Genomic DNA, 21,796 nt, shown 5'->3' with positions numbered 1-21,796 from the left:
GCCCGTCGTATTCGAATTTGGTGGGTGTGGCCACGGACTAGGCTTCGGCTCCTTCCTCGCCTTTGTTTTCGAACAGTTGAATCTGCGTGCTGGGCATGATGGTCGACACCGCATGCTTATAGACAAGCTGGGTATGTCCATCGCGGCGCAGCAGCAAAGAAAAATTGTCAAACCAGGTGACGATACCCTGAAGCTTAACGCCGTTCACCAAAAAGACTGTCACGGGCGTCTTGTTCTTACGGATGTAATTTAGAAATACATCCTGTACGTTCTGGGATTTCTCCTGGGGCATGCAGAGGCTCCTTTTCCGTTTTTTCTTGTGATGTTGTTATGTCGTTATGTGTCGGATTTCGTGTGCCACCCTGCCGTTGTTGCGACAACCATCGGCCCGCCGAGTCCCGGACACGCCGGAGCCTCCGCGCCGGAGGTCTCGAACCATCGCTGTCGTTCAGGCGTGAGCGCGGCGTGCGGCGCGCGCAGCATCCACCATGGTCAAAAGGTGGTCGCCATGGGAAAGATGCACAAGAGGCGAAACGAGATCGAACTCGCCGTCCTCCGGTGCCCACCGCCGCAACAGAATCGGCGTGCAACCGCAGGTCTCGGCACACGTCATGTCGGTCGGGCTGTCCCCCACGAACCACACACGGGCGTCCAGGGGCAACGGTCCGCCGGGCGCGGTGGCGAGCGCGAGGTCCACGGCGTCGCGAGCGGGCTTGTCCCGCGTCGCGTCGCCCGCCCCCACGCTGGCGAAAAACAGATCGTCCCACCCGAGGTGGGTGATCTCCCGACGCAGCAAAGCGCCGGTCTTGTTGCTGACGATGCCCATGGGAACACCGCGCTCCGCCAGACCGCGCACCATCGGCTCCATGCCGTCCAGGACGGCAAGCTGCTCCAGGTGAATCGCCCGGAAGGCCGAAAGAAACACCTCGCCCGCCTCCTGCCAGCGGTCCCCGAACATCGTCGGGAAGACATCCCGCATCGAGGGGCCGATGCGCCGCTTGGTCTCCTCCAGCGTCCAGGTCGGATGGCCCATATGCGTCATCAGGACATTCACAACCTGATGAATCGTCGGCCACGTATCGACCAGGGTGTTGTCCCAGTCGAACAGAATGGCCGTCGGGGCCGGCGGGTCCGTCGGTTCGCCGGTCCTCGTCGCGGTCGTGGGTACGGTGAGGGTCATTCCGGCAACCAGTCCTCTCGGCCGGCACCGGCGATATGGGCGGCGTATAGCTCCCGCAGGCGACGGGTCAGACTGCCGGGGACGCCGTTGGCGACTACCGCGTCGTCGATGCGCACCACGGGCAGGGCGGACAGGGTCGTGCTGCTGGTGAAGGCCTCACGGGCGGCCTTGGCTTCCTCGACCGTGAACGGCCGCTCCTCCACCGTCATGCCGTCGGCCCGGGCCAACGCCAGCAAGCTCTGGCGGGTGATGCCGGCGAGGATGTCGTCGTTCAACGGCCGGGTGACCAGCGCGCCATCCCGGGAAACGATCCAGGCGTTGGTCGACGCCCCCTCTGTGATGTACCCGTCGCGGTCCACCTGCCAGGCTTCCCATGCCCCGGCTTCGTGCGCGGCTTCTTTCGCCAGCACGTTCGGCAGCAGCGACACCGACTTGATGTCGCGCCGCGCCCAGCGGCGATCCGGCATGGTAATGACGGGCACCCCGTTCTCGATCGCCGTGCGGGACGGTCCCACGCCCGACCGGACGGTCATGACCAGGGAAGGCGCGACATGGGCCGGCGGGAACGGATGATCGCGGCGATACACGCCCCGATTCACCTGGATGTAGACGATACCATTCGACAGCCGATTGCGCCGCACCAGTTCGCGCATCACAAGACGCAGCGAGCGCGAGGGCATTGGCCGGGCGATCCGCATCTCGGTCAGCGAGCGGTCCAGGCGCGCGATATGCCCGCTGAGGTCGATCGGGTGACCATCGACGACAGCTACGACCTCGTAAATGCCGTCGGAAAACTGCATCCCGCGATCCTCGATATGGACGGCGGCGACGGCGTGCGGCTGATAGCGGCCGTTGACATAGGCAACGCGAGACATGGGGCCTCCAGAAGGCGGGCGGGATCGGTCGGGGTGGGAGCCTTGGCGGGCGTTCTGGATCTATAGCAGATCGGCGCGCAAGGGAATGCCCGGAGGGCGCATCGGCTGTGTCCCCGACGCGGGGCTCGACACCTAAAAGAACTCCAACCGGACGGAGAACATCTTTTCGACCTTCTTGATGGCGCCGGCCGAGGCGAACAGGACCACCCGGTCCCCCGCCTTTAGAACGGTGCCGCCGCGCGGACTGATCACCTGCTCGCCGCGCACCACGGCGCCAAGGATGACGCCGGCCGGCAGGCGCACCTCGCGTAGGGGACGCCCGACAAGGCCGGACGTTTCCAGCGCATCGGCCTCGATCAGCTCCCCGAACCCTTCGTGCAGGGAGTGGACGCTGTGGATGCGCCCGCGCCGGACGTGCTGGAGGATGGTCGAGACCGTCATGCTGCGCGGGTTGACCACCACATCGACGCCCAGCGTGGAGACGAGCGGATTGTAGGTCGACTTGTTGATCAGCGTGATGGCCCGCTGACAGCCGTTCCGCTTCGCCAACAGCGACGCCAGGATATTGTTCTCGTCGTCGTTGGTGACGGCAACCACGGTCTCGGTCTGCTCGACGCCGGCTTCCTCCAGGATCTCCTGGTCCAGCATGTCGCCGTTGATGACGACGGACCGGGTCAGGGTCTTGGCGACGAATTCCGCCCGGGTGCGGTCCTGCTCCACCACCTTAACCGAGACGTGCGGGAAGTCGCGCTCCAGGCGCTGCGCCAGGAACAGGCCGATGTTGCCGCCCCCCAGCACGAGAATCCGCCGGGCCTCCGGCTCCTCATGCCCGAACGCGGCCAGCGCCCGCGCCTGATGCTCGGTGGCGCAGACGAAATACACATCGTCGCCGGGCAGCATCTGGTCATCCGGGCTCGGCACCATCGGCCGGTCCTGACGGACAATCCCGACGATCACAATGGACAGTTCCGGGAACAGCGCCGAGAGCTGCCGGATCGGTGTGAACACCACCGGCGTGTCGTCGGAGCAGCGCACGCCGAGCAGCCGCACCTTGTTATGCGCCAGCGGGATCAGTTCCGTGGCGCCCGGCACCCGCAGACGCCGGATGACCGCCTTCGCGACCTCGATTTCAGGCGAGATCGTGACGTCGATCGGCATGTTCTCCCGGCTGAACAGGTTCGCCCACTGGTCCTCCAGATAATCCTGGGCGCGGACCCGGGCGATCTTGGTCGGAATATGAAACAGCGAGTGCGCGACCTGACACGCGATCATGTTGACTTCGTCGGCGTGCGTGACGGCGATCAGCATCTCCGCGTCGGCCGCACCGGCGGCATCCAGAACGCCTGGATGCGAGGCGTACCCGACGATGGCCTGGACATCGAGGCTGTCCGAGATCTTCCTAATCAGGTCCGGCCGCTGGTCGACCACGGTCACGTCGTTGCCTTCGGACGCCAGATAGCGCGCGATGCTGAACCCGACCTGCCCGGCCCCGCAGACGATCACCTTCATGCTGGCATCCTCTTCCCGGACACGACCGCGTCAGGACGCGGGACCACGGGATCCCTGGGCGGCGTCACCGGTCCCACCGGGTGGAATGGCGCCGGCCGTATCCGCGGCGGCGGCACTCGCCTGGGCGGCGGCGGCCGCAGCGGCCCCACCACCCGCCACGCCCAAGCTCTTCAGCTTACGGTGCAGGGCGGACCGCTCCATGCCCACGAACTCCGCCGTCCGCGAGACGTTGCCGCCGAACCGCGTGACCTGCGCGAGCAGATAGTCCCGCTCGAACATCTCGCGCGCCTCACGCAGCGGCAACGTCATGATCTCCGGCGACTTTTCCAGCCGCAGCGTGTCGGGCGTCAGCGCGCTGATCTCGTTCGGCAGCATGTCGGCCCGGATCGGATCGCGAGCTTCGCCCGGCGCCATGATCAGCAGCCAGTCGATCACATTGCGCAACTGGCGCACGTTGCCCGGCCAGTCGTACGCCTGAAGCGCGGCCAGCGCATCCTCGCCCAACGGACGCGGCGGAATGCCGCCGGAGCGTGCGGCGGCCTCCATGAAATACCGGGCCAGCACGGGAATATCCCCGCGCCGCTCCACCAGCGACGGCACCCGCAGCGGCACCACGGCCAACCGGTAGTACAGATCTTCGCGGAAGCGGTGGGTCTGAATCTCGTCCTGAAGCTCCCGGTGGCTGGTGGCGATCACCCGCACATCGACCGCGACCTTGCGGGTGCCCCCGACGTGCTCAAACGACTGCTCCTGGAGCACACGCACCAGCTTGCCCTGGGTTTCCAGCGGCATGTCGGCGATCTCGTCCAGCAGCATGGTGCCACCGTTGGCCTGCTCAAACAGTCCCACCTTGCGCGGGGAGTCCGGACCGTCCAGCCCGGACTCGGTGCCGAACAGTTCCAGTTCCATGCGATCCGGATGCATGGCGGCACAGTTCACGACCACGAACGGCTGATCCGCACGCCGGCTGCGGGCGTGAATCATGCGCGCCACAACCTCCTTGCCGGTGCCGGGCGGACCACTGATGAGCACGCGCGAGCCGGTGGGGGCGACCTTGGCCACCGCCCCCCGAAGCTGCACGACCGAGGCGCTTTCGCCGATCAGCTCCGTCTGTGTGCCGATCCGGATGCGCAGCTCCGCGTTTTCCTGCTTCAGGCGCGCGGCCTCAATGGCACGTTCGACCATCAGCAACAGGCGGTCGGTCTTGAACGGCTTCTCAATGAAGTCGTACGCGCCCTTCTTGATGGCCGCGACCGCCGTCTCGATGGTGCCATGGCCGCTGATCATCAGCACGGGCGTCATGGGGGCATCCCGCAGGATGATCTCCAGCAGTTCCAGGCCGTCGAGACGGCTGCCCTCCAGCCAGATGTCGAGAATCACGAGACTAGGGCGCCGCTCGGAAATCGCCTGCAAGGCGCTGTCACTGTCCGTGGCTTCCCGGCAGTCATAGCCCTCGTCCTCAAGGACTCCGGCCACCGCCATGCGAATATCGCTCTCGTCATCAACGATCAGAATATCATGCGACATGGTCACGCTGACGGGGTGCCACGGCCGCAACCGCCCCCCTGTCTCCGGTCATGAAGAACAACTCGTCTCTTCTGCACACACTCTTGATTCCTCGATACCCCGGTCCCGTCCTTGGCGGAACCGCAGGACACCCTCAGCGCGCATCGGCCGTGACCGCCGCGTCCCGATCGCCGGGAGCAAGTTCCTCCGGTCGTGGAATGACCATCGACACCCTCGCCCCGCCGCCGGGACGGTCATCCAGCCGCAGCGATCCTCCGTGATCTTCCAGAATTTTTCGGACGATGGCGAGACCCAGCCCGGTGCCCTTGCTGCGCGTGGTGACATAGGGTTCGGTCAGGCGGTTACGGTCTCCGTCCGGAAGGCCCTTTCCATTGTCTTCCACAACAATCGCGGTCTCGTCCGACCGCTCTTCGACGCGGACCGTGATGATCCCAGGTTCAGTTGCTTGATCCTTTTCCTTTTCCAGACGGCCGTCAATCCCCTCGACCGCGTTCTTGAGCAGGTTGGTCAGGGCCTGACTGATCTGGCGGGCGTCGCAGTGCATCTTAACCGCCGCCTCGGGCAGATCCGTATGAAACGCGATACGGGTATAGGCGGTGCGTTGCAGGACGACCGCCTGGCGCACGATCTCGTCCAGGCGTTCCGGCCGCATCGAGGGTGCCGGCATCCGCGCGAAGGCGGAGAACTCGTCCACCATCTGCCCGATGTCCCCGACGTGCCGCACGATGGTGTCGGTGCACTGCACGAAGGTGTCCTGATCGTGGGTCAGTTGCTTCAGATAGCGGCGTTTCAGGCGCTCCGCCGAAAGTTGGATGGGGGTCAGCGGATTCTTGATCTCGTGCGCGATTCGGCGCGCGACATCGGCCCAGGCAGCCTTGCGCTGAGCCTGTTGAAGTTCGGTGATGTCATCGAAGGTCAGCACATAGCCGAGAATGTCGCCGTCCTCGTCTCGCTCGGCGCTGACCCGCACGAGCAGGGTCAATGTCCGACCGCCCTGGCCGTGGCTCATTTCGGCCTGCGCCGGCCGGTCCGGCCGGGCGCGGCATTGCTCGATCAAGGACGCAATGGCAGGCATGAGCACGTCCACGGGCCGCCCGCACCAGTCGTCCAGCGCCTCCCCCAGCAGCCGACTGGCCGGCGGATTGCCCAGGGTGACAAGACCGTCGCGATCCAACGCGACCACGCCGGCCGACACCCCGGCCAGAACCGTTTCGGTGAACCGGCGGCGCTCGTCGAGTTCCTGGTTGGCCGCCAGCAGGCTCTTTTGCTGGGCCTCGATTTGGGCCGTCATGCGGTTGAACGCCCGGGACAGCGATGCCACCTCGTCGTTGGCCACGATCTCCCGTACCCGGACCCGCAGGTTGCCCTGGCGGACCCGGTCTGCGGCCTCGATCAAGGCCATGATCGGCTGGACCAGCCGCGTCGCCATGGTCAGGCCCACGGCCACCGCTGCCAGCAGCAGCAGCACCGACACCATGATGAAGATCATCGACAGCGTCAGTTCATAGCCCGATCGGCGCCCTTCCAGCTCGCGGTACTGATTGACCGCCGCCTCGGTGCTTTCGATCGCGCCCAGGACCTGCGGATCGACGAAACGACCGACATACAGATACAGCGGATTCAGGCTGTCCACGCCCAGGCGTACCAGCCCCCGCACGCGGTCGTCGTTCTCGCCGGTCAGGATCGCAACGTCGCCGGTGTCCGCGCGATCCATGGCCCAGAACGGGACCTGCTCGAACTGGAGCGAATACGTATAACCGGCGCGCGCGATCACCTTGCCATCCTTGCCGAAGATGACGGCCTCGGTCAGGTTCCGCAAAGCCGATTGCGCGCTCAGAAACTGATTAAGGTTCTGCGGATTCCGACTGGCCCGCAGCCAATCGCGGTTCAGGTCGTTGGCGATGGCCAAAACGTCGCCGGAAATGACCTGCTGATGCTCGCGAAGGTACGCCTGCGCCACCGACAACGACTCATCCAACGCCGTCGAGACACGGGACGAAAACCAGGACTGCACCCCGGCCTGAAAGATCAGGATGGAGAACACCGAGGTCAGGATCGCCGGCGTGACCGCCACCACACCGAACAACACGACCAGCCGCACATGCAACCGGGAGCCCGCGCCACCGCTGCGCCGGGCCATCCATACCTTGACCAGCCGGCGCGCCACCAGCACGCCCAGGGCCAGCATGATGACCAAATTGACGTTCAGGAGGATCAGCATGACGGCCGGATCGTTGACCGTCGGCCCGACGCCCATAAGAACTGCCGCCGTCGCCCCCACCGAGATCACGGCCGACACCGCCAAGACCAGGGTCAGCGCGCGGGTCAACCGCACGCGCCGGGCCAAGAGACCGATGCGCAGGAGGCGGCGATGCAGGGTGCGACGATTCTGTGCGCTCATGCGCTGAGGCTCGGACGGAAAAGACTGCGGCACGATGTCAGCGTACGCCCCGAATGACCTGGATGTCCAACTCCCGGATTTTCTTGCGCAGGGTGTTCCGGTTCAGGCCCAACAGATGCGCGGCCTTGATCTGGTTGCCTTTCGTGGCCTCCAGCGACAGGGCAATCAGGGGGCGCTCGACCTCGCGCAGGACGCGGTCGTACAGACCAGCCGCCGGCAGGGCGTCGCTGTGGGCGGCGAAGTACTCCCGCAGGTGGCGCTCGACGAGGCCGCTCAGGCCTTCGCTGCTCCCCGCGGAGTTCAACACCGGCGGGGTCGAGGCCAGCTCCGCCTCGATCACCTCCACCCCGATGGTCTCTTGCGAGTACAAGGCGGCCAGCCGGCGCACGAGGTTTTCCAATTCGCGCACGTTGCCGGGCCAGCGGTGGCGCTTCAGCCGGTCCATGGCCGCCCCGTCGAGCGCCTTGGCCGGCAACCCCTCGTCCGCCACTTCGGCCAGGAAATGGCGGACAAGTTCCGGAATGTCCTCCGCCCGTTCTCGCAGCGGCGGGAGCCGGATCGGCACCACATTCAGGCGGTAGAACAAATCCTCGCGGAACAGGCCCTGGCGGATCTGCTGCGTCAGATCGCGGTGGGTGGCGGCCACGATGCGCACATTGGCGCGGATCGCCGTGCGGCCGCCGACGGTGGTGTACTCGTTCTCCTGAAGCACACGCAGCAGCCGAGTCTGCGCCTCCGGCGGCATATCGCCGATTTCATCGAGGAACAGGGTGCCGCCGTCTGCCTGCTCGAACCGGCCGACACCCCGCGTCGTCGCACCGGTGAACGCACCCTTTTCATGCCCGAACAGTTCGGATTCGATCAGTTCCCGGGGTATCGCGGCCATGTTCACGGCGACGAAGGGGCCCGCGCGTCGCTTGCCGTAATCGTGCAGGGCGCGCGCCACCAGTTCCTTGCCCGTGCCCGACTCGCCGGTAATCATCACGGTCAGGTCGGTGTTCATCAGGCGCGCAAGGGTCCGATAGATCTCCTGCATCGCCGCCGACCGCCCGATCAGCGGCAGACCGTCGGTGTCGTCGTCCACAACCCCCGGCGCGGCCGTCGGCCGGGCGGGAGTCGACAACGCCCGCCGCACCACGTTGACCAGTTCCGTCAGGTCGAACGGCTTCGGCAGATACTCGAAAGCGCCCCGCTCGGTGGCCTTGACGGCCGTCAGCAGCGTGTTCTGCGCGCTCATCACAATAATACGCAGTTCCGGCCGGACCTTCTTGATACGGGGGATCAGGTCGAGACCGTTCTCGTCGGGCATGACCACATCGGTGATGACCAGATCGCCGGCCCCGTCCGAAACCCAGGTCCACAGCGTCGCCGCCGTGCCCGTCGTTCGGACCTCGTAGCCGGCCCGGCCCAGGGCCTGTGTCAACACGGTGCGGATGGCGCGATCGTCATCGGCAATCAAAATGGTACGGCCGTCGGGGGCCGGATCATGTAGGGACGGCGAGACGGTGGCAGTCCTGCCGTCGCCCGTGACGTCGCTCATCTCCCCTCCTCAAACATCGGGTCCGCCGCTCATCCCTTGGCGAGCGCGGGGTCCAGCGGAAGAACCACCCTGAACGTGGTCCGGCCCGGCTGGGTGTCGAATTCAACAATACCGCCGTGGTCGGTGACGATCTTCGCCACCAAGGGCAGCCCCAGACCACTGCCCGAAGGCTTGTTGGTCACGAACGGGTCGAAAAGATGGCCGCGTATGTCGTCCGGAATGCCGGGGCCGTTGTCCCGGACCGTTACGACCAGCGGCAGGTCGAGCCGATCGGCCGAACCCGGCGCGGCCAGGCGCAAGCCATGCTGGTAAGCGGTGGACAGGACGATCTCGCCACCATCCTCGGGCACGACTTCGGCCGCATTCTTCACCAGATTCAGGAACACTTGAATAAGCTGGTCGCGGTTGCCGTTGACCGGCGGCAGCGAGGGATCATACCGCTCCAGAATCCGAACGCCCCGCGCGAACCCGTTCTCGGCCAGGCGCTTCACGTGCTCCAACACCTGATGGATGTTCAGGGCCTCGCGGCTCAGGCTCCCGCCGTCGGAGAACACGTCCATGCGGTCGAGCAGGGCCACGATGCGGTCGGTCTCATCGCGGATGAGCTGGGTCAGCACACGGTCGGGCTCGGCGACGCTCTGGTCGAGCAACTGGGCGGCCCCGCGAATACCGGACAGCGGATTCTTGACTTCGTGGGCCAGCAGACGGGCCATGGCCGACACCGACCGGGCCGCGCCTCGGCTCAACATCTGTTGACCAATGCGCAGGGCCTTGGAGTGTTCCTGGAACTGCACGACAACCCAACCCGGGATCTCGACATGCGGCGAGACCTGAATGGTCATCACCCGCGGCCCGGTGCGCGGGGTGTCGATCTCGACCTCGTATTCCCAGACCGCCGAGTTGTTCCGCCGCGCCTGGTAGATCAGCGAAAACACCTGGCTGTCGCGCGGCACCAAATCCTCAAGGGGTGTCCCTTTCAGGTGGCCCATGCTGCTTTCAAAAAGCTGCTCGCCGGCCGCGTTGATAAATAAAACGTCGTCTTCGCTGTTCAGCACTACGACGGCGGACGCGATGGCGTTCAGGACGGCGATCCCGTCCAGAGGGGTGTCCGGCACCATTCGATCCCCGCCGATCCCGCAAACTGCGCTTCCAACGGCGCCCACAACTTTCAGAGGTCGGCTCATGCCGCAGCCCTCCTGATTCCGTTCACCGGATCCGCGAGGATCGGCTCCGCTTCGGCGGTGGCCCAGAACCGCTCAAGAACAATCCGGGCGTCCGCGACATCGTCCTCGGCGTTGAAGGCTCGCCGGAACGCCGTCGCGTGGCGGAGGCCCTGCGCCGCCCAGGCCATGTGCTTTCGCGCCAGGCGCACACCACGGTAGGCGCCGTAGTGGGCACAAAGGGCGTCGAAATGCTCCAGCGCAATGGCGGCGCGCGTCGCGATGTCCGGCTCCTGAGACCGCGTCCCGTCCCGCAAGGCGCCGGCGATCATGCCCGGCAGCCACGGGCGCCCCTGAGCCGCACGCCCGATCATCACCCCGTCCGCGCCGGACACGGCCATCAGACGGCGCGCATCCTCGACCGAGGCCACGTCGCCATTGCCGATTACCGGGATCGAGACGGCCGCCTTCACCTCGCCGATGAAGGCCCAGTCCGCGACACCCCCGTACAACTGATCGCGGGTCCGCCCATGGACCGTGACCATGCGCACCCCCAGGTCCTCCGCGATCCGGGCGAGGCGGGGCGCGTTACGGTGGGTGGCATCCCAGCCGGCGCGCATCTTCAGCGTCACCGGCCGATCGACGGCCCCGACCACGGCCGCGATAATCGCCGCCGCCAGCCGTTCATCGCGCATCAGGGCCGAGCCCGCCTGCCCCTTCACCACCTTCTTGACCGGACAGCCCATGTTGATGTCGATCAACTCGGCGCCCCGGTCCGCGCACAGCCGCGCGGCCATCGCCATGATCTGCGGATCGCAGCCGGCAAGCTGAACGGCCACCGGTCCGCCCTCGGGATCGCCCTCGCCCATGCGCAGGCTTTCGTCATGCCCCGTGGCGACCCGGCCGCTGGCAATCATCTCCGAAAACGACAGCGGGCACCCGAACCGATGGGCCAGCCGCCGGAACGGACGATCGGTGATGCCCGACATGGGCGCCAGCAAGACGGGGGGGTCCAGACGGACCGAGCCGATGGAAAGGGTCATGGAGTGGGATCAAAGCCAGAGCCTGATGATATGTGCGCCGCATTATGCACAGTGATTAGGCAGTTGGCGAGCCAATCCCGGGTTCCGGATGGTTTTTCGCGCGACTCTGCGGCTGCTTTAATCAGGCAAGAATTGTGGTGACGATTTTTACGCCGGGAAAGGCGAGGGTTAGCAGCAGATAGGCCAGCAGCAGATAGCGCGCCGCCGCCCGACCGCGCACCCCGGCCCAGGCTTGCGCGGCCAGCAGGCCCCCGATCACCAGGAAGGCCAGGACGGACAGCAACGTCTTGTGATCGAACACAAACAAAACCCCGGCACTAAAGTATTCGACAGCCATGCCACTCAGCAGACCGAGGCCCAGGACCGCTTCGCCCATGGCCAAGAGACCGACCGACAGCCGTTCCGACTCGGTGACTGACGGCAACAGGCGCGTCAGCCGCGTGGGGCGCTTGCGCTTCAATGCACGCTCCTGAAGAAACGCGCCCAGCGCCGCCACCGCCGACACCGTCAGCAGCGCATAGGTCACCACCGAGACGACGATGTGGAACACCAGCCACGCAGGTGGCGCCTGTCCGTGCATCGGCAGTACCGGATTGGGACTCGCCGCCGTGACCGCCGCCAGCAGGCCGAGCACGGCCAGATAGGGCATCAGCAGAGCGGCCAGCCGCCACGCATGCCGGTTCACCATGGTCACCAAGAAGAACACCAGGGAGCTGGCCGCGACCGCAACCCACAGTGTCGCCGAGGCTCCGGTGTGCCACCCCTCGGTCAGTTGCCACGTGACCCACGTGGTCGGTCCCATGGCGGCAAGCACCGTCGCCGCCGCCTGCCAGGACGGCTGCAAGGCGCGCCACAGGGGCAGCACGGCCGCCGGGAGCAACGTGGCGATGGCGGCAAGATGGAAACCGAGCGTGTTGGCCATGGCCGGACTATACCGCGCGGATCGGGGGTCCACAACGCGTCGCGTTCGCACACGCGGCAACAGGACCACCAGAGGGGCGCCTTCAGGATTTGCGCCCGCGCGCGAATGCACTACCCTGCGCCGCGCCGCGCCGGAGGGGGCGCGGCATGGAGGCCGTGGAAAGGATCGAACGGACGATGACAGCGGACAGGCAGGCCGGCGCACGCCGGGGGGAACCGAAGCGCGTGGCCCTGGTGGTTGCGGCGGGACGCGGCTACCGGCTCGGTGGCGAATTGCCGAAGCAATACCTCACCCTCGGCGGCCGCCCCATCCTGCGGCACTGTCTGGCCGTGTTCGCCGCGCATCCGGATATCGCCGCAGTGCGGGCCGTCATCCATCCCGATGACCAGCCGCTGTACGATCAAGCCGCGCGGGGGCTGGACCTGCTCGATCCGGTTCCCGGTGGCGCCGAACGGCAGGATTCGGTCCGGCTCGGCCTGGAGAGCCTCGCCGATCTCGCGCCCGATCAGGTGCTGATCCACGACGCGGCCCGCCCGTTCCTGACCCCCGATGTTGTGGACCGGGTCATTGCCGCGCTGGACGAACAACCCGGCGCCATTCCGGCGGTCGCGCAGGCCGACACCCTGAAGCGCGTCGGCGCCGACGGCCTGATCACCGGAACCGTGGACCGCAGCGGCCTGTGGCGCGCCCAGACTCCGCAAGGGTTCCGCTTCCCCGATCTGTTGGCGGCGCACCGGGCCGCGGCCGGCCAGACCCTAACCGATGACGCCGCCGTTCTGGAGGCGGCCGGCGGCGCGGTTCGGATCGTCCCGGGCGCCGAGCGCAACGTGAAGATCACAACGGTCGAGGATCTGCGCCGCGCCGAACGGCGCTTCCAGGGGCCGGGTGAGGTCCGGGTCGGCAGCGGCTTCGACGTGCACGCCGTCGGCCCGGGCGATCACGTCACCCTCGGCGGCATCCGGATCCCGTATGAACACGGGCTGGTGGGGCATTCCGATGCCGACGTGGGCCTGCACGCCGTAACGGACGCCATCTATGGCGCCATCGCGGCCGGCGACATCGGCCGGCATTTCCCGCCCACCGACGAGCGTTGGAAGGGCGCACCCTCGGACGTGTTCCTGCGGCATGCCGGCGCCCTGGTCGAGGCCCTGGGTGGGCGCATCCTGCACCTCGACCTGACGCTGATCTGCGAACGGCCCAAGGTCGGCCCCCGCCGGGCCGCCATCACATCGCGAATCGCCGAGATCCTGGGCCTCGACGGCGGACGTGTCGCGGTCAAGGCCACGACGACGGAACAGCTCGGGTTCACCGGGCGCGGTGAAGGGATAGCGGCGCAGGCGACGGCGACCGTGTCCCTGCCCGGATAAGAACGGAAGCCGATTCGGGTCTTAGTTTTGAGGGGTTACCTCCGTTTCTTCACCGATCCACTGAAGAAATGGAGGGTGGCCGCCCTGAATCGGCAGCGCCACCGCACAGGCGCAGTCATAGGAATGCAGCGCCTGCACCCGCGCCGCCAGAGCGTCCACGTGTTCGGCACGGGTCTTGGCCAGGAAGGCGACCTCCTGGTCTTCCTGCGTCGCGCCGTCCCACCGGAAAATGGACGTGATCGGCCCGAGGACGTTCACGCAGGCCGCCAGATGCTCGGCGACGAGTGCATGGCCGATGCGGACCGCCTCGTCGTGCGATCCAGCGGTCATATAGACGAGACAGTATTCCATTGGACTCCTCCCCACCGCCTTCCTACCATGCCGTCATGAGCGCGCGACCCGTCACCCAGCCGTCCCTTTCGGACGAGCCCACCGCCGTCACGCCGGACACGGTGCGCAGCGCGCCGCGTGCCGTCAAGAGATCGACCAAGAAGAGACCGGCCAAGAAAGGCGCGACCAAAAAGGGTGTGGCCCCGACGAAAGGGCCGACGAAGGCACAAAAGGCTTGGCTCGCGCGCGGGCTGGCCCAGCCAGGGGGCAAGTTGCCGCTGTTCGACCACAACGGCCGGCGTGTCAGCACCCGCTTGGTCCGAGCCTGCCTGGACGCCGGATGGGCCGAGCCGTGGTTCGCCAACCCGCTGAAGCCGGATTGGCACATCTGCAAGCTGACGGATGCAGGCCGGCAGGTGGCGGGGGCAGCGTAAGGTAAGGTTCCCGCCGCCAATCCGGCCTCTTACCGTTTCGCGTAGGGGTTCTCGCTCTTGCGCAGGAACAGCCGCACCGGCACGCCCTCGAACCCGAAGGCCTCGCGAAGGCCGTTGACGAGATAGCGGGTGTAGCTGTCCGGCAGGTCCTCCGGCCGCGAGCAGAACACCGCGAAGGTCGGCGGGCGGGCCTTCGCCTGGGTCATATAGCGCAGGCGGAGGCGACGGCCATGCTTGCCCATCGGCGGCGGATGCTCTCCCGTCATCGCGGACAGCCACCGGTTCAGTCGCCCGGTCGATACGCGGCGGTTCCAGATCGCGTGCGTCTCCAGAACGGTGTCCATCAGGCGGTCGAGGTTGCGGCCCTTCAGCGCCGACAGCGTCACATAGGGAATTCCGCGCACCTGGGCCATGGACGTTTCCATGCGGTCCCGCAGGCGCTGCATCGTGGCGGTGCGATCGGCCGCCGCGTCCCACTTGTTGACGGCCAACACCAGGGCGCGCCCCTCCTCCACCACCAACCGGGCGATGGTCAGGTCCTGGCGATCGAGCACCATGTCGGCGTCCATCATCAGCACAACCACCTCGGCCATGCGGATGGCGTTGAGTGTGTCGGCAACCGACAGCTTCTCCAGGCTTTCGACCACGCGCCCTTTGCGCCGCATACCGGCGGTGTCGACCAGCCGCACGGGCCGGCCCTTATGGACCCAGTCCACCGTGATGGCGTCGCGGGTCACGCCGGCCTCCGGGCCGGTCAGCAGGCGATCATCCCCGATCAACCGATTCACCAGCGTGGACTTGCCGGTGTTCGGGCGCCCGACGATGGCCAGATTGAGCGGCCGTCCTGGGTCCACGGGCTCTTCGTCCGCGTCGTCGTCCGCACCGGCGGCGGCGCGGGCTTCCAGGTCCTCGCCCGACAGATCCGCATCGGCATCCGCGGCACCGTCAGCCTCCGCCCCGAGCCCCTCGGCCGCCTGGCGTTCCTTCAGCGCGGCCTCGTGCGGCAACAGGGCTTCGTAGAGACCGGCCAGCCCCTCGCCGTGCTCCGCCGACAGTGGCACGGGATCGCCAAGGCCCAACCCGAACGCTTCATACAGCCCCGCTTGCGCGGCCCCGCCCTCGCACTTGTTGGCGATCAGGATCACCGGCGTCGGCGATACCCGCAGCACCTGCGCGAAGTGGGCGTCCATCGGCGTGATGCCCATGCGGGCGTCGATCAGCATCAGGGCGACATCGGCCTCCGCCAGCGCGCGCTCAGTCTGTTGGCGCATGCGGGTTTCGAGCGCGTCGGCCGGCGCCTCCTCCAGGCCCGCCGTATCGACGATGCGCAAAGGCATGTCGCCCAAGCGACCCTCGGCAAAGCGGCGGTCGCGCGTGACCCCGGGACGGTCGTGGACGATGGCCAGCCGGCGCCCGGCCAGCCGGTTGAACAGGGTCGACTTACCCACGTTGGGGCGGCCGATGATGGCAACGGTCAAGGGGGTCATGGTTCGGACATCCGAGAGCGCGCAAAGGGCGCGCATGAACGACGCGGAGGGCGTGATTCTAAGATCACGGGAACCCGCTGTGTACGGTGAACGGATCACCGGTAGGCGACGAGTTCCCCGTCGTCGGTGAGGAACACCAGCGTATCGTTCGCCAGCACCGGTGATACGGTGACGCCGCCCGGCGCCTCCACATAGCCGAGAACGGCACCATCGTAGGGCGACACGGCCAGGATCTCCCCGGTGTTCGATGCCACGATCAGACGGTCGGAGGCCAGCAGCGGCCCGGTCCATGTGACCGGCCCCTCCTTATCCTCCGGGTCCTCCCAGCGTTGCAGCGGGGTCACCCACAAAATGCGCCCGTCCTCGGCGGAGACCGCCGCCAGATCGGCGTCCGCTGTCAGCACATAGAGCGTCCGGCCAGCAATCCAAGGCTGGTGCACACCACCGAGTTCGGCCTGCCAGATCCGTTCGCCCGTCGCCAAATCAATCGCCGTCATCAGACCGCTGTGGCCCACGACATAGATTCGGCTGCCCGCCATGACGGGCCGCGCCCGGATATCCCGGAGATTCCCGGCCGCGTCGGTCCGGCGCACCGTCGTCACGGAATCCTGCCACAACACGGCGCCGGTCTCGACGCGCAAGGCGAACAGCTCGCCGGAACTGTAGGCCACGATCACCGTGCCCTGGTCGACCGCCGGCGCCGGCGCGCCCAACAGGCTCGCCACCTCGGGCGCACCGGAATGGGTCCAAAGCTTGCGCCCGTTCTGCGCCGCCAGGGTCACCGTCTGGTTATCGACGGTAACGACGAAAACGCGCCCGCTGTTCAGCGTGGGGGCGGCGCGAATGGGCACGCCGACGTCCTCACGCCAGATTTCGTCGCCCGACGCCGCGTCGAGCGCAATCACCTTGGCGAACCCCGTGGTCGCGTACAGCCGTCCGTCCGCCCCATAGGCCAAGCCGCCGCCCAACAAATAGCCGTCATCCTCGTCGCGGTCGGGATCCGGCAGCGACCGGCTCCACAGCAGCTCGCCGGTCCCTAAGTCGTACGCCCGGACCTCCGCGTCTGCGTCCATGGTAAAAATCCGTCCGCCGCCGATCACTGGCTCCGAGAACAGCGCGTTGCGCGATCCGGATCCCGTGCCGATGTCGGTGGCCCACTGACGCGATGGGGTATCGCCCAACGTCATGTGCTGCATGGCGTGGTTGGCGTATCCCCCGGACATCGGCCAGTCATCGTTGGGTTCAGGCGCCGGAAGACGGATGTCGGCGGTCCCGTCGGTCGCGTCGGGCGCGAGCCGCGCTTCCCGCTCCAGCACGCTGATGCGCGTGCCCGGCAGCGGCTTCTGGGTGTCCGCGCCAAGCCAGCCGCAACCGGTCAAGCCCACAGCCAAGACCATTGCAGCGCACCCCGGCTTGAGCCGGCGCAGAGCTTCCACCGACCGCGCCATGACCTAGCCCTCGCCCCCATCCGCGTCAACGTTCGTGGCGGGTCCACCCAGCATGGACAGGTATTCGGACGCTCGGGTCCGCACCCCCGGCGGCGCATCGCGTTCCTCGGTCAGCGCCGTAAACATGTCGCGCGCCGCGTCGGCGTTCCCGGCCCGCATGTCAAGGGTCGCGATCAGCTCGCGCGCCATGAACCGCCAAGCGCCATCGTCAGCGGCCAGCGGTGTCAGGCGGCCACGCACGGTCGCCGGGTCCTCAAGATCCATGGCATTCAGTGCGGCCAGCATTGCCGCAAGGTCTCGCACCGGCTTTGGCGCCCCACCGTCCGAGGACAGGGCATCATACGCCACGATGGCTCCCGCCGTGTCGCCCGCCGCCGCCAGATCGTTGGCATGGCGGATCCGGGCCATCTCGGCGTATCCGGTCTGTCCTTCCTTGCCGAGGGCGATCAGGGCATCGTCGTCGACCGTGGCATCCGATCCGGTCGCATCAATGGCGGTGAAGTAGCGTCCCGCCTCGTCGGCACGAACCGAGGCCTGCCACGTCGACCAGCCCTGGAAGCCGGCAACGATCGCCACGATCAGCACCGCCGCGCCGATCACATAACTCCCGTACTGCTTCCAGAGCTTCTGCATTTGCTCCGCGCGCAGGTCTTCCTCGACCTCGCGGAACAACGCCTCCTGGGCGGGATCCAGATCCTGCGGCTCCGGCGCGTCCTTTGCCTTTTTAGAGAGGGACGCTGCTTTCTCGGCGCGCTTCGGCGTCTTCGCCACGGTTGTCTCCTTGATGCGCAACACGGACCTCGGCTGGCCCCGTTAAGGCCACCGCCGAGGGTGGGAGGCACACCATAATGAGCGCGTCCCGTGATGGCAACGCGGGACGCCGGCTCGATGAGTCGGTCAGACTGCTTTCCACTTGATGGAGCAGCCCATGGACGGAGTCTGGTCGGTAGGACCGGAGCCACCCGCCGCCACGGCCTGCATGGCCTCGAACAACTCCCGGCGGGCATCCGGGGCAGCCGGCTGACGTCCCGACGAATCCAGTCGTCCGCGGTATTGCAGGCCCAAGTTGCCGTCGAACCCGAAAAAGTCCGGCGTGCAGACGGCGTCGTACGCGTGCGCCACGGCCTGGGTTTCATCGTGCAGGTACGGGAACTGGAACCCGTGCTCCACCGCGAACCGTTTCATGTTCTCGAACGAGTCATCCGGATACTGAACGGGATCGTTGGAGCAGATCGCGGCAACCCCGATACCGATCTCCGTCAGGGCATGAGCGTCGCGCACCAGACGGTCCACAACGGCTTTCACATAGGGGCAGTGATTGCAGATGAACACGATCAGCGTGCCGCGCGCCCCGCGCACGTCCGCCAAACGCCACGTCTTCCCGTCCACACCGGGCAACGCAAAGTCGGGAGCGGGCCAGCCGAAGTCGCAAATGGGGGTGTGTACGGCCATCGATCTTGCGTGCCTCCGAGCCAGTGGGTTTAGCGATCCTTAACGAGAGGTGACGTAGGGTATCGACGAGGCATGTGCAACTCACGGAACCGCGCCGAACGCGGAACCGTGCGGCAACGGGACGGAACGGATGACGGCACGGCGGCGGTCGCGGAGACCAGGGGCGACCCTGCTTGCGGGGGTGATGGCGGTGCTGGCGATGGCCGGCTGCGATGCCGTGTACGATGTGGCGACCCATCCGGTCACCCTGACGGCGGGCGCACTGAACGTCGCCACCGTGGTCGCGACAGACAAGACCATACCCGACCATGTCGTGGACCTTGCCACCGGCCAGGACTGTTCCCTGGTCCGCTACAGCACCGGGGGCTATTACTGTGTGAAACCCCTGCCCGCCAACAAGCCCGTCGAAACGCGCCTGTACTGTTACCGGTCGATCGGCAAGATCAGCTGCTACGATTCGGAGATTCCCGGCGAGGAAACCCGGCAGGTAACAGACCCACGCCACGTCATCAGTTCGCGGTCGCTGTCTGGTCCTATGACCGGCCCCCTGCCCGGCCAGCGCTGACCCCCCGGCCGCACCGGGCACAACCAAGCGGTAAACGCGGGCACTTTGCCCTCGACAGGGTCCGCGACTCGACGGACAATGTGACGCATTCACGCATGCGCCGCGCCGGGCGACGCTATTGGTAGGCTCGCGTCCTCCGGACACGGGGACGCCTATAGCATTTGGAAGCACTGGGAAGCATTGGAACGTCCATGTCGAAGATCGTCCGTTTCCTTGAATACAGGCGCGGCGTCCCCTTCGTCCATTTCACCCGGTCTGAAATGAACTCTCTGCTTTCGCTGTACAGCCGCCATGTTATGCGGGGTGAGTGGCGGGATTATGCCATCGACCAGAGCGACGGCATGGCGCGCTTTGCCGTGTTCCGCAGCAGTTTCGAGCGCCCGCTGTTCGTGATCAGCAAACAGGTCAAGGGACAGGCCAAGGGTTCCGGCGCATCCCAGAACACCGTCTTCCAATTCACCGTCTCCAGCGGGCGCGAAAAGGTGGCCCAGGGCACCAGTCTTCTGGACGTGCTGCCTGTTTTCGACCAACCGCTACGCCTGCTCCGGGGATCCTCGTGACATCGTCGGTCAACGAGCGGACGCTGGCGGCTGTTCTGCCCCTGTTTCGCGCCGCCCTGGGTGGCGTGGAGGCGCGACCGGGCCACGATGCGATTGGCTTGCTCTTGCAGGGCGTGCTGTTCGGCCTCATCCAGGACGGCGTAATCCTGTTTCGAGTCGATGCGCGCACTCGGCCGGCGTATGACGCTGCTGAAGCCTCCACTGCCGAGGACGGCGACGCGGTCGAAGTCGATGACGGTCATGGCCCCTGGAACGGAATGGCCGAACCGTCAATTGGCGGCGCATCGGCCTCCCTCGGGTTCCGGCGCCTGCCGCCATTCGTGTTGGATGACGAAGACACGCTAGCCGACTGGGGCAAGGCCGCCTGGGAAGCGGCCAAACGCGCCCGAGCCGGCGCCCGGATTGTGTGACGCCAACTTATGGCGGATGACCGCTCACCTATCCTTGAGAACGGTCCCTCGGACGGCCCCCGGCTGCTGCTGGCGCATGGGGCCGGCGCGCCGATGGATTCGGATTGGATGGAGGCCGTTGCCGTTGGGCTTGCGGACGCCGGCGTCCGGGTCATCCGGTTCGAATTTCCCTACATGGCCCGCCGACGCGCCGAGGGAGGCCGCCGCCCGCCGGATCGGGTGCCCGTGCTTCTCGATGCGTGGGGCGCGATGATCGCCGCCTATGGTCCGGCCGACCGTCTGGTCATCGGTGGCAAGTCCCTGGGCGGGCGCACGGCGTCCATGGTCGCCGATGGCGCCGGTGTGCGCGGCCTCGTCTGCCTGGGCTACCCATTCCATCCCCTGGGCAAGCCGGACCGACTGCGCACCGACCATCTGGAAACGCTGCACACACCGGCCCTGTTCTGCCAGGGCACGCGCGACACGCTCGGCAGCCGGGAGACGGTGAGCGGGCTTCCTCTGTCGCCCGCGATCCACCTGCATTGGCTGGAGGACGGCGATCACGGGTTCAAGCCGCGCAAGGCCTCGGGCTTTTCGGAAGCCGACCACATCCAGACCGCCGTCACCACGACCGCACGGTTCATCCACGCCCTGGCGCGCGGGGGGGCGGGACCGTGAGTTCCGTCCGCAAGCGGTCCATCACGATTGCCGGACATGCCACGAGCATTTCCCTGGAAGAACCGTTCTGGGATGCTCTGCGGGAAATCGCCGTCGCGCGCGGCCAGTCGGTCGCGGAGGTGGTGACCGAGATCGACGCTGGTCGGGCGACCGGCCCGGATGGGCCGCGCGGCAATCTGTCGAGCGCCCTGCGGGTCCACGTCCTGGCGTATTATCGCGACCCGTCGACGGAGCCTACTGCGCCCAGCGTTCCAGAAGATTGAACAGCGGCATCCAGTCGTCGCGGTGACTTTGGGCGCGCGCCCCGCCCGTCTCGAACACCGTCTGGCCATCGACGGCCGCGTTGGCGTACTGCTGCGTATCGCGCAGACAGGCCGCGACGGGAAAGTCCAGCTCCGTCAGGAACTGCTCCAGTCGATCAGCGGCCCGAGTCCGCGCCCGGGTCCGGTTGGCGACGAACGCCACATCCCGCCGGTTCTTGCGCACCGGTTTCAGTTTCAAAAGGAGCTTCAGGAACCGGATCGTGCCGTCCTCGTCGAACGCGGACGGCAGCACCGGAACGATGATGGCGTCGGCCTGTTGCACGACGTCTTTGACGGTCGCCTTGGTCATCGCGGCGGGGCAGTCGACCACCAGCCGGTCGAGCCCCTTGGGGAGTTTGCCGTCCTCCACATCCAGATCAATGCCGGTGATGGTCGCGAGATCCGCCGGACGGCGGTCCAGCCAGCCAGCGGCGCTTTGCTGGCGGTCCAGATCGGCCAAACCGGTGCGGAAACCGCGCGCGGCGAACTGCGCGGCGATGTGGGTGGCGACGGTGGTCTTGCCGCATCCACCCTTGCTGTTGGCGACGGCGACGATGAACATGCCCACACCGTAGAGCAACGCGCGGAAAAGAGGAACCGGGCAACACCGCACCGCGCGATGACGGC

General features: G+C 66.8%; 23 protein-coding genes. 7 read left to right on the top strand and 16 right to left on the bottom strand.

Features of this window, described 5'->3' with window-relative positions; translation table 11 throughout:
* Positions 1-37: 37 nt before the first annotated feature.
* The 10 genes from hfq to ccsA all read right to left on the bottom strand — a co-directional run bounded on the left by hfq (position 38) and on the right by ccsA (position 12,157).
* On the bottom strand, positions 38-292 hold the full coding sequence (gene hfq / locus GGD82_RS02025) for an RNA chaperone Hfq (RefSeq protein WP_150060440.1): 255 nt from the start codon (positions 290-292) through the stop codon (positions 38-40).
* 156 nt (positions 293-448) lie between these two features.
* Positions 449-1,180: an HAD family hydrolase gene (locus GGD82_RS02020; protein ID WP_150060441.1), complete on the bottom strand. Its 732-nt coding sequence runs from the start codon at positions 1,178-1,180 to the stop codon at positions 449-451.
* Complete coding sequence (locus GGD82_RS02015) at positions 1,177-2,055, bottom strand: D-amino-acid transaminase (RefSeq protein WP_150060442.1); 879 nt, start codon at positions 2,053-2,055, stop codon at positions 1,177-1,179. The genes GGD82_RS02020 and GGD82_RS02015 overlap by 4 nt, the downstream gene beginning before the upstream one ends.
* A 132-nt stretch (positions 2,056-2,187) precedes the next feature.
* Positions 2,188-3,564: a Trk system potassium transporter TrkA gene (gene trkA, locus GGD82_RS02010; protein WP_150060443.1), complete on the bottom strand. Its 1,377-nt coding sequence runs from the start codon at positions 3,562-3,564 to the stop codon at positions 2,188-2,190.
* Positions 3,565-3,594: 30 nt separating this feature from the next.
* The gene (ntrX, locus tag GGD82_RS02005) at positions 3,595-5,091 is read right to left on the bottom strand and encodes a nitrogen assimilation response regulator NtrX (RefSeq protein WP_150060804.1); all 1,497 of its coding nucleotides are present in this window, start codon (positions 5,089-5,091) and stop codon (positions 3,595-3,597) included.
* Between the two features lie 133 nt (positions 5,092-5,224).
* On the bottom strand, positions 5,225-7,492 hold the full coding sequence (locus tag GGD82_RS02000) for a sensor histidine kinase NtrY-like (RefSeq protein ID WP_150060444.1): 2,268 nt from the start codon (positions 7,490-7,492) through the stop codon (positions 5,225-5,227).
* 37 nt (positions 7,493-7,529) lie between these two features.
* Positions 7,530-9,032 (bottom strand): nitrogen regulation protein NR(I), encoded by a 1,503-nt coding sequence (ntrC, locus tag GGD82_RS01995; protein ID WP_150060445.1) that lies wholly within the window; start codon positions 9,030-9,032, stop codon positions 7,530-7,532.
* A 29-nt stretch (positions 9,033-9,061) separates the two neighbouring features.
* Positions 9,062-10,216 carry a two-component system sensor histidine kinase NtrB gene (locus tag GGD82_RS01990; RefSeq protein WP_375782109.1) on the bottom strand — a complete coding sequence of 385 codons (1,155 nt, stop codon included), beginning with the start codon at positions 10,214-10,216 and terminating at the stop codon, positions 9,062-9,064.
* Positions 10,213-11,235 (bottom strand): tRNA dihydrouridine synthase DusB, encoded by a 1,023-nt coding sequence (gene dusB / locus GGD82_RS01985; RefSeq protein WP_150060446.1) that lies wholly within the window; start codon positions 11,233-11,235, stop codon positions 10,213-10,215. The genes GGD82_RS01990 and dusB overlap by 4 nt, the downstream gene beginning before the upstream one ends.
* Positions 11,236-11,356: 121 nt before the next feature.
* Positions 11,357-12,157, bottom strand: a complete 801-nt coding sequence (ccsA, locus tag GGD82_RS01980; RefSeq protein ID WP_150060447.1) for a cytochrome c biogenesis protein CcsA — start codon at positions 12,155-12,157, stop codon at positions 11,357-11,359.
* 176 nt (positions 12,158-12,333) lie between these two features.
* On the opposite strand from ccsA, the gene GGD82_RS01975 reads away from it, so the two are divergent.
* The gene (locus tag GGD82_RS01975; RefSeq protein WP_150060448.1) at positions 12,334-13,524 is read left to right on the top strand and encodes a bifunctional 2-C-methyl-D-erythritol 4-phosphate cytidylyltransferase/2-C-methyl-D-erythritol 2,4-cyclodiphosphate synthase; all 1,191 of its coding nucleotides are present in this window, start codon (positions 12,334-12,336) and stop codon (positions 13,522-13,524) included.
* 21 nt (positions 13,525-13,545) lie between these two features.
* Here the strand turns inward: GGD82_RS01975 and cutA are convergent, their stop codons facing one another.
* On the bottom strand, positions 13,546-13,875 hold the full coding sequence (cutA, locus tag GGD82_RS01970) for a divalent-cation tolerance protein CutA (protein ID WP_150060449.1): 330 nt from the start codon (positions 13,873-13,875) through the stop codon (positions 13,546-13,548).
* A gap of 176 nt (positions 13,876-14,051) precedes the next feature.
* On the opposite strand from cutA, the gene GGD82_RS01965 reads away from it, so the two are divergent.
* Positions 14,052-14,288: a hypothetical protein gene (locus GGD82_RS01965; RefSeq protein WP_150060806.1), complete on the top strand. Its 237-nt coding sequence runs from the start codon at positions 14,052-14,054 to the stop codon at positions 14,286-14,288.
* A gap of 29 nt (positions 14,289-14,317) precedes the next feature.
* Here GGD82_RS01965 and der read toward each other — a convergent pair whose 3' ends face one another.
* The 4 genes from der to GGD82_RS01945 all read right to left on the bottom strand — a co-directional run bounded on the left by der (position 14,318) and on the right by GGD82_RS01945 (position 18,675).
* Entirely contained in the window at positions 14,318-15,775 is a 1,458-nt protein-coding gene (gene der / locus GGD82_RS01960; protein WP_150060450.1) for a ribosome biogenesis GTPase Der, read from the bottom strand.
* 95 nt (positions 15,776-15,870) lie between these two features.
* Positions 15,871-17,223, bottom strand: a complete 1,353-nt coding sequence (locus GGD82_RS01955) for an outer membrane protein assembly factor BamB family protein (RefSeq protein ID WP_184013219.1) — start codon at positions 17,221-17,223, stop codon at positions 15,871-15,873.
* Positions 17,224-17,226: 3 nt separating this feature from the next.
* Positions 17,227-17,994 carry a tetratricopeptide repeat protein gene (locus tag GGD82_RS01950; RefSeq protein ID WP_150060451.1) on the bottom strand — a complete coding sequence of 256 codons (768 nt, stop codon included), beginning with the start codon at positions 17,992-17,994 and terminating at the stop codon, positions 17,227-17,229.
* 126 nt (positions 17,995-18,120) lie between these two features.
* Positions 18,121-18,675, bottom strand: coding sequence for a thioredoxin family protein (locus tag GGD82_RS01945; RefSeq protein WP_150060452.1), 555 nt, complete (start codon positions 18,673-18,675; stop codon positions 18,121-18,123).
* A 130-nt stretch (positions 18,676-18,805) separates the two neighbouring features.
* Here GGD82_RS01945 and GGD82_RS01940 point away from each other — a divergent pair, with 130 nt between their 5' ends.
* The 5 genes from GGD82_RS01940 (at position 18,806) to GGD82_RS01920 (ending at position 21,130) form a co-directional block, all read left to right on the top strand.
* Positions 18,806-19,240 carry a hypothetical protein gene (locus GGD82_RS01940; RefSeq protein WP_150060453.1) on the top strand — a complete coding sequence of 145 codons (435 nt, stop codon included), beginning with the start codon at positions 18,806-18,808 and terminating at the stop codon, positions 19,238-19,240.
* A 191-nt stretch (positions 19,241-19,431) separates the two neighbouring features.
* Positions 19,432-19,800, top strand: a complete 369-nt coding sequence (locus GGD82_RS01935; RefSeq protein ID WP_150060454.1) for a DUF2794 domain-containing protein — start codon at positions 19,432-19,434, stop codon at positions 19,798-19,800.
* Positions 19,797-20,210, top strand: coding sequence for a TfoX/Sxy family protein (locus GGD82_RS01930; RefSeq protein WP_150060455.1), 414 nt, complete (start codon positions 19,797-19,799; stop codon positions 20,208-20,210). The genes GGD82_RS01935 and GGD82_RS01930 overlap by 4 nt, the downstream gene beginning before the upstream one ends.
* Positions 20,211-20,219: 9 nt before the next feature.
* Positions 20,220-20,867, top strand: a complete 648-nt coding sequence (locus GGD82_RS01925; RefSeq protein WP_150060456.1) for an alpha/beta family hydrolase — start codon at positions 20,220-20,222, stop codon at positions 20,865-20,867.
* A complete protein-coding gene (locus GGD82_RS01920) occupies positions 20,864-21,130 on the top strand; it encodes a ribbon-helix-helix domain-containing protein (RefSeq protein WP_150060457.1) in 267 nt (88 codons plus the stop codon). Before GGD82_RS01925 ends, GGD82_RS01920 begins: the two co-directional genes overlap by 4 nt.
* Here the strand turns inward: GGD82_RS01920 and GGD82_RS01915 are convergent.
* A complete protein-coding gene (locus tag GGD82_RS01915) occupies positions 21,102-21,731 on the bottom strand; it encodes a nucleotide-binding protein (protein ID WP_150060458.1) in 630 nt (209 codons plus the stop codon). The genes GGD82_RS01920 and GGD82_RS01915 overlap by 29 nt on opposite strands.
* Positions 21,732-21,796 lie beyond the last annotated feature (65 nt).

The organism is Roseospira marina, assembly GCF_014197855.1.
Taxonomy (GTDB): domain Bacteria; phylum Pseudomonadota; class Alphaproteobacteria; order Rhodospirillales; family Rhodospirillaceae; genus Rhodospira; species Rhodospira marina.
Note: the sequence above shows the minus strand (reverse complement) of the source record. Positions and strands in the feature narration are given on the sequence as shown.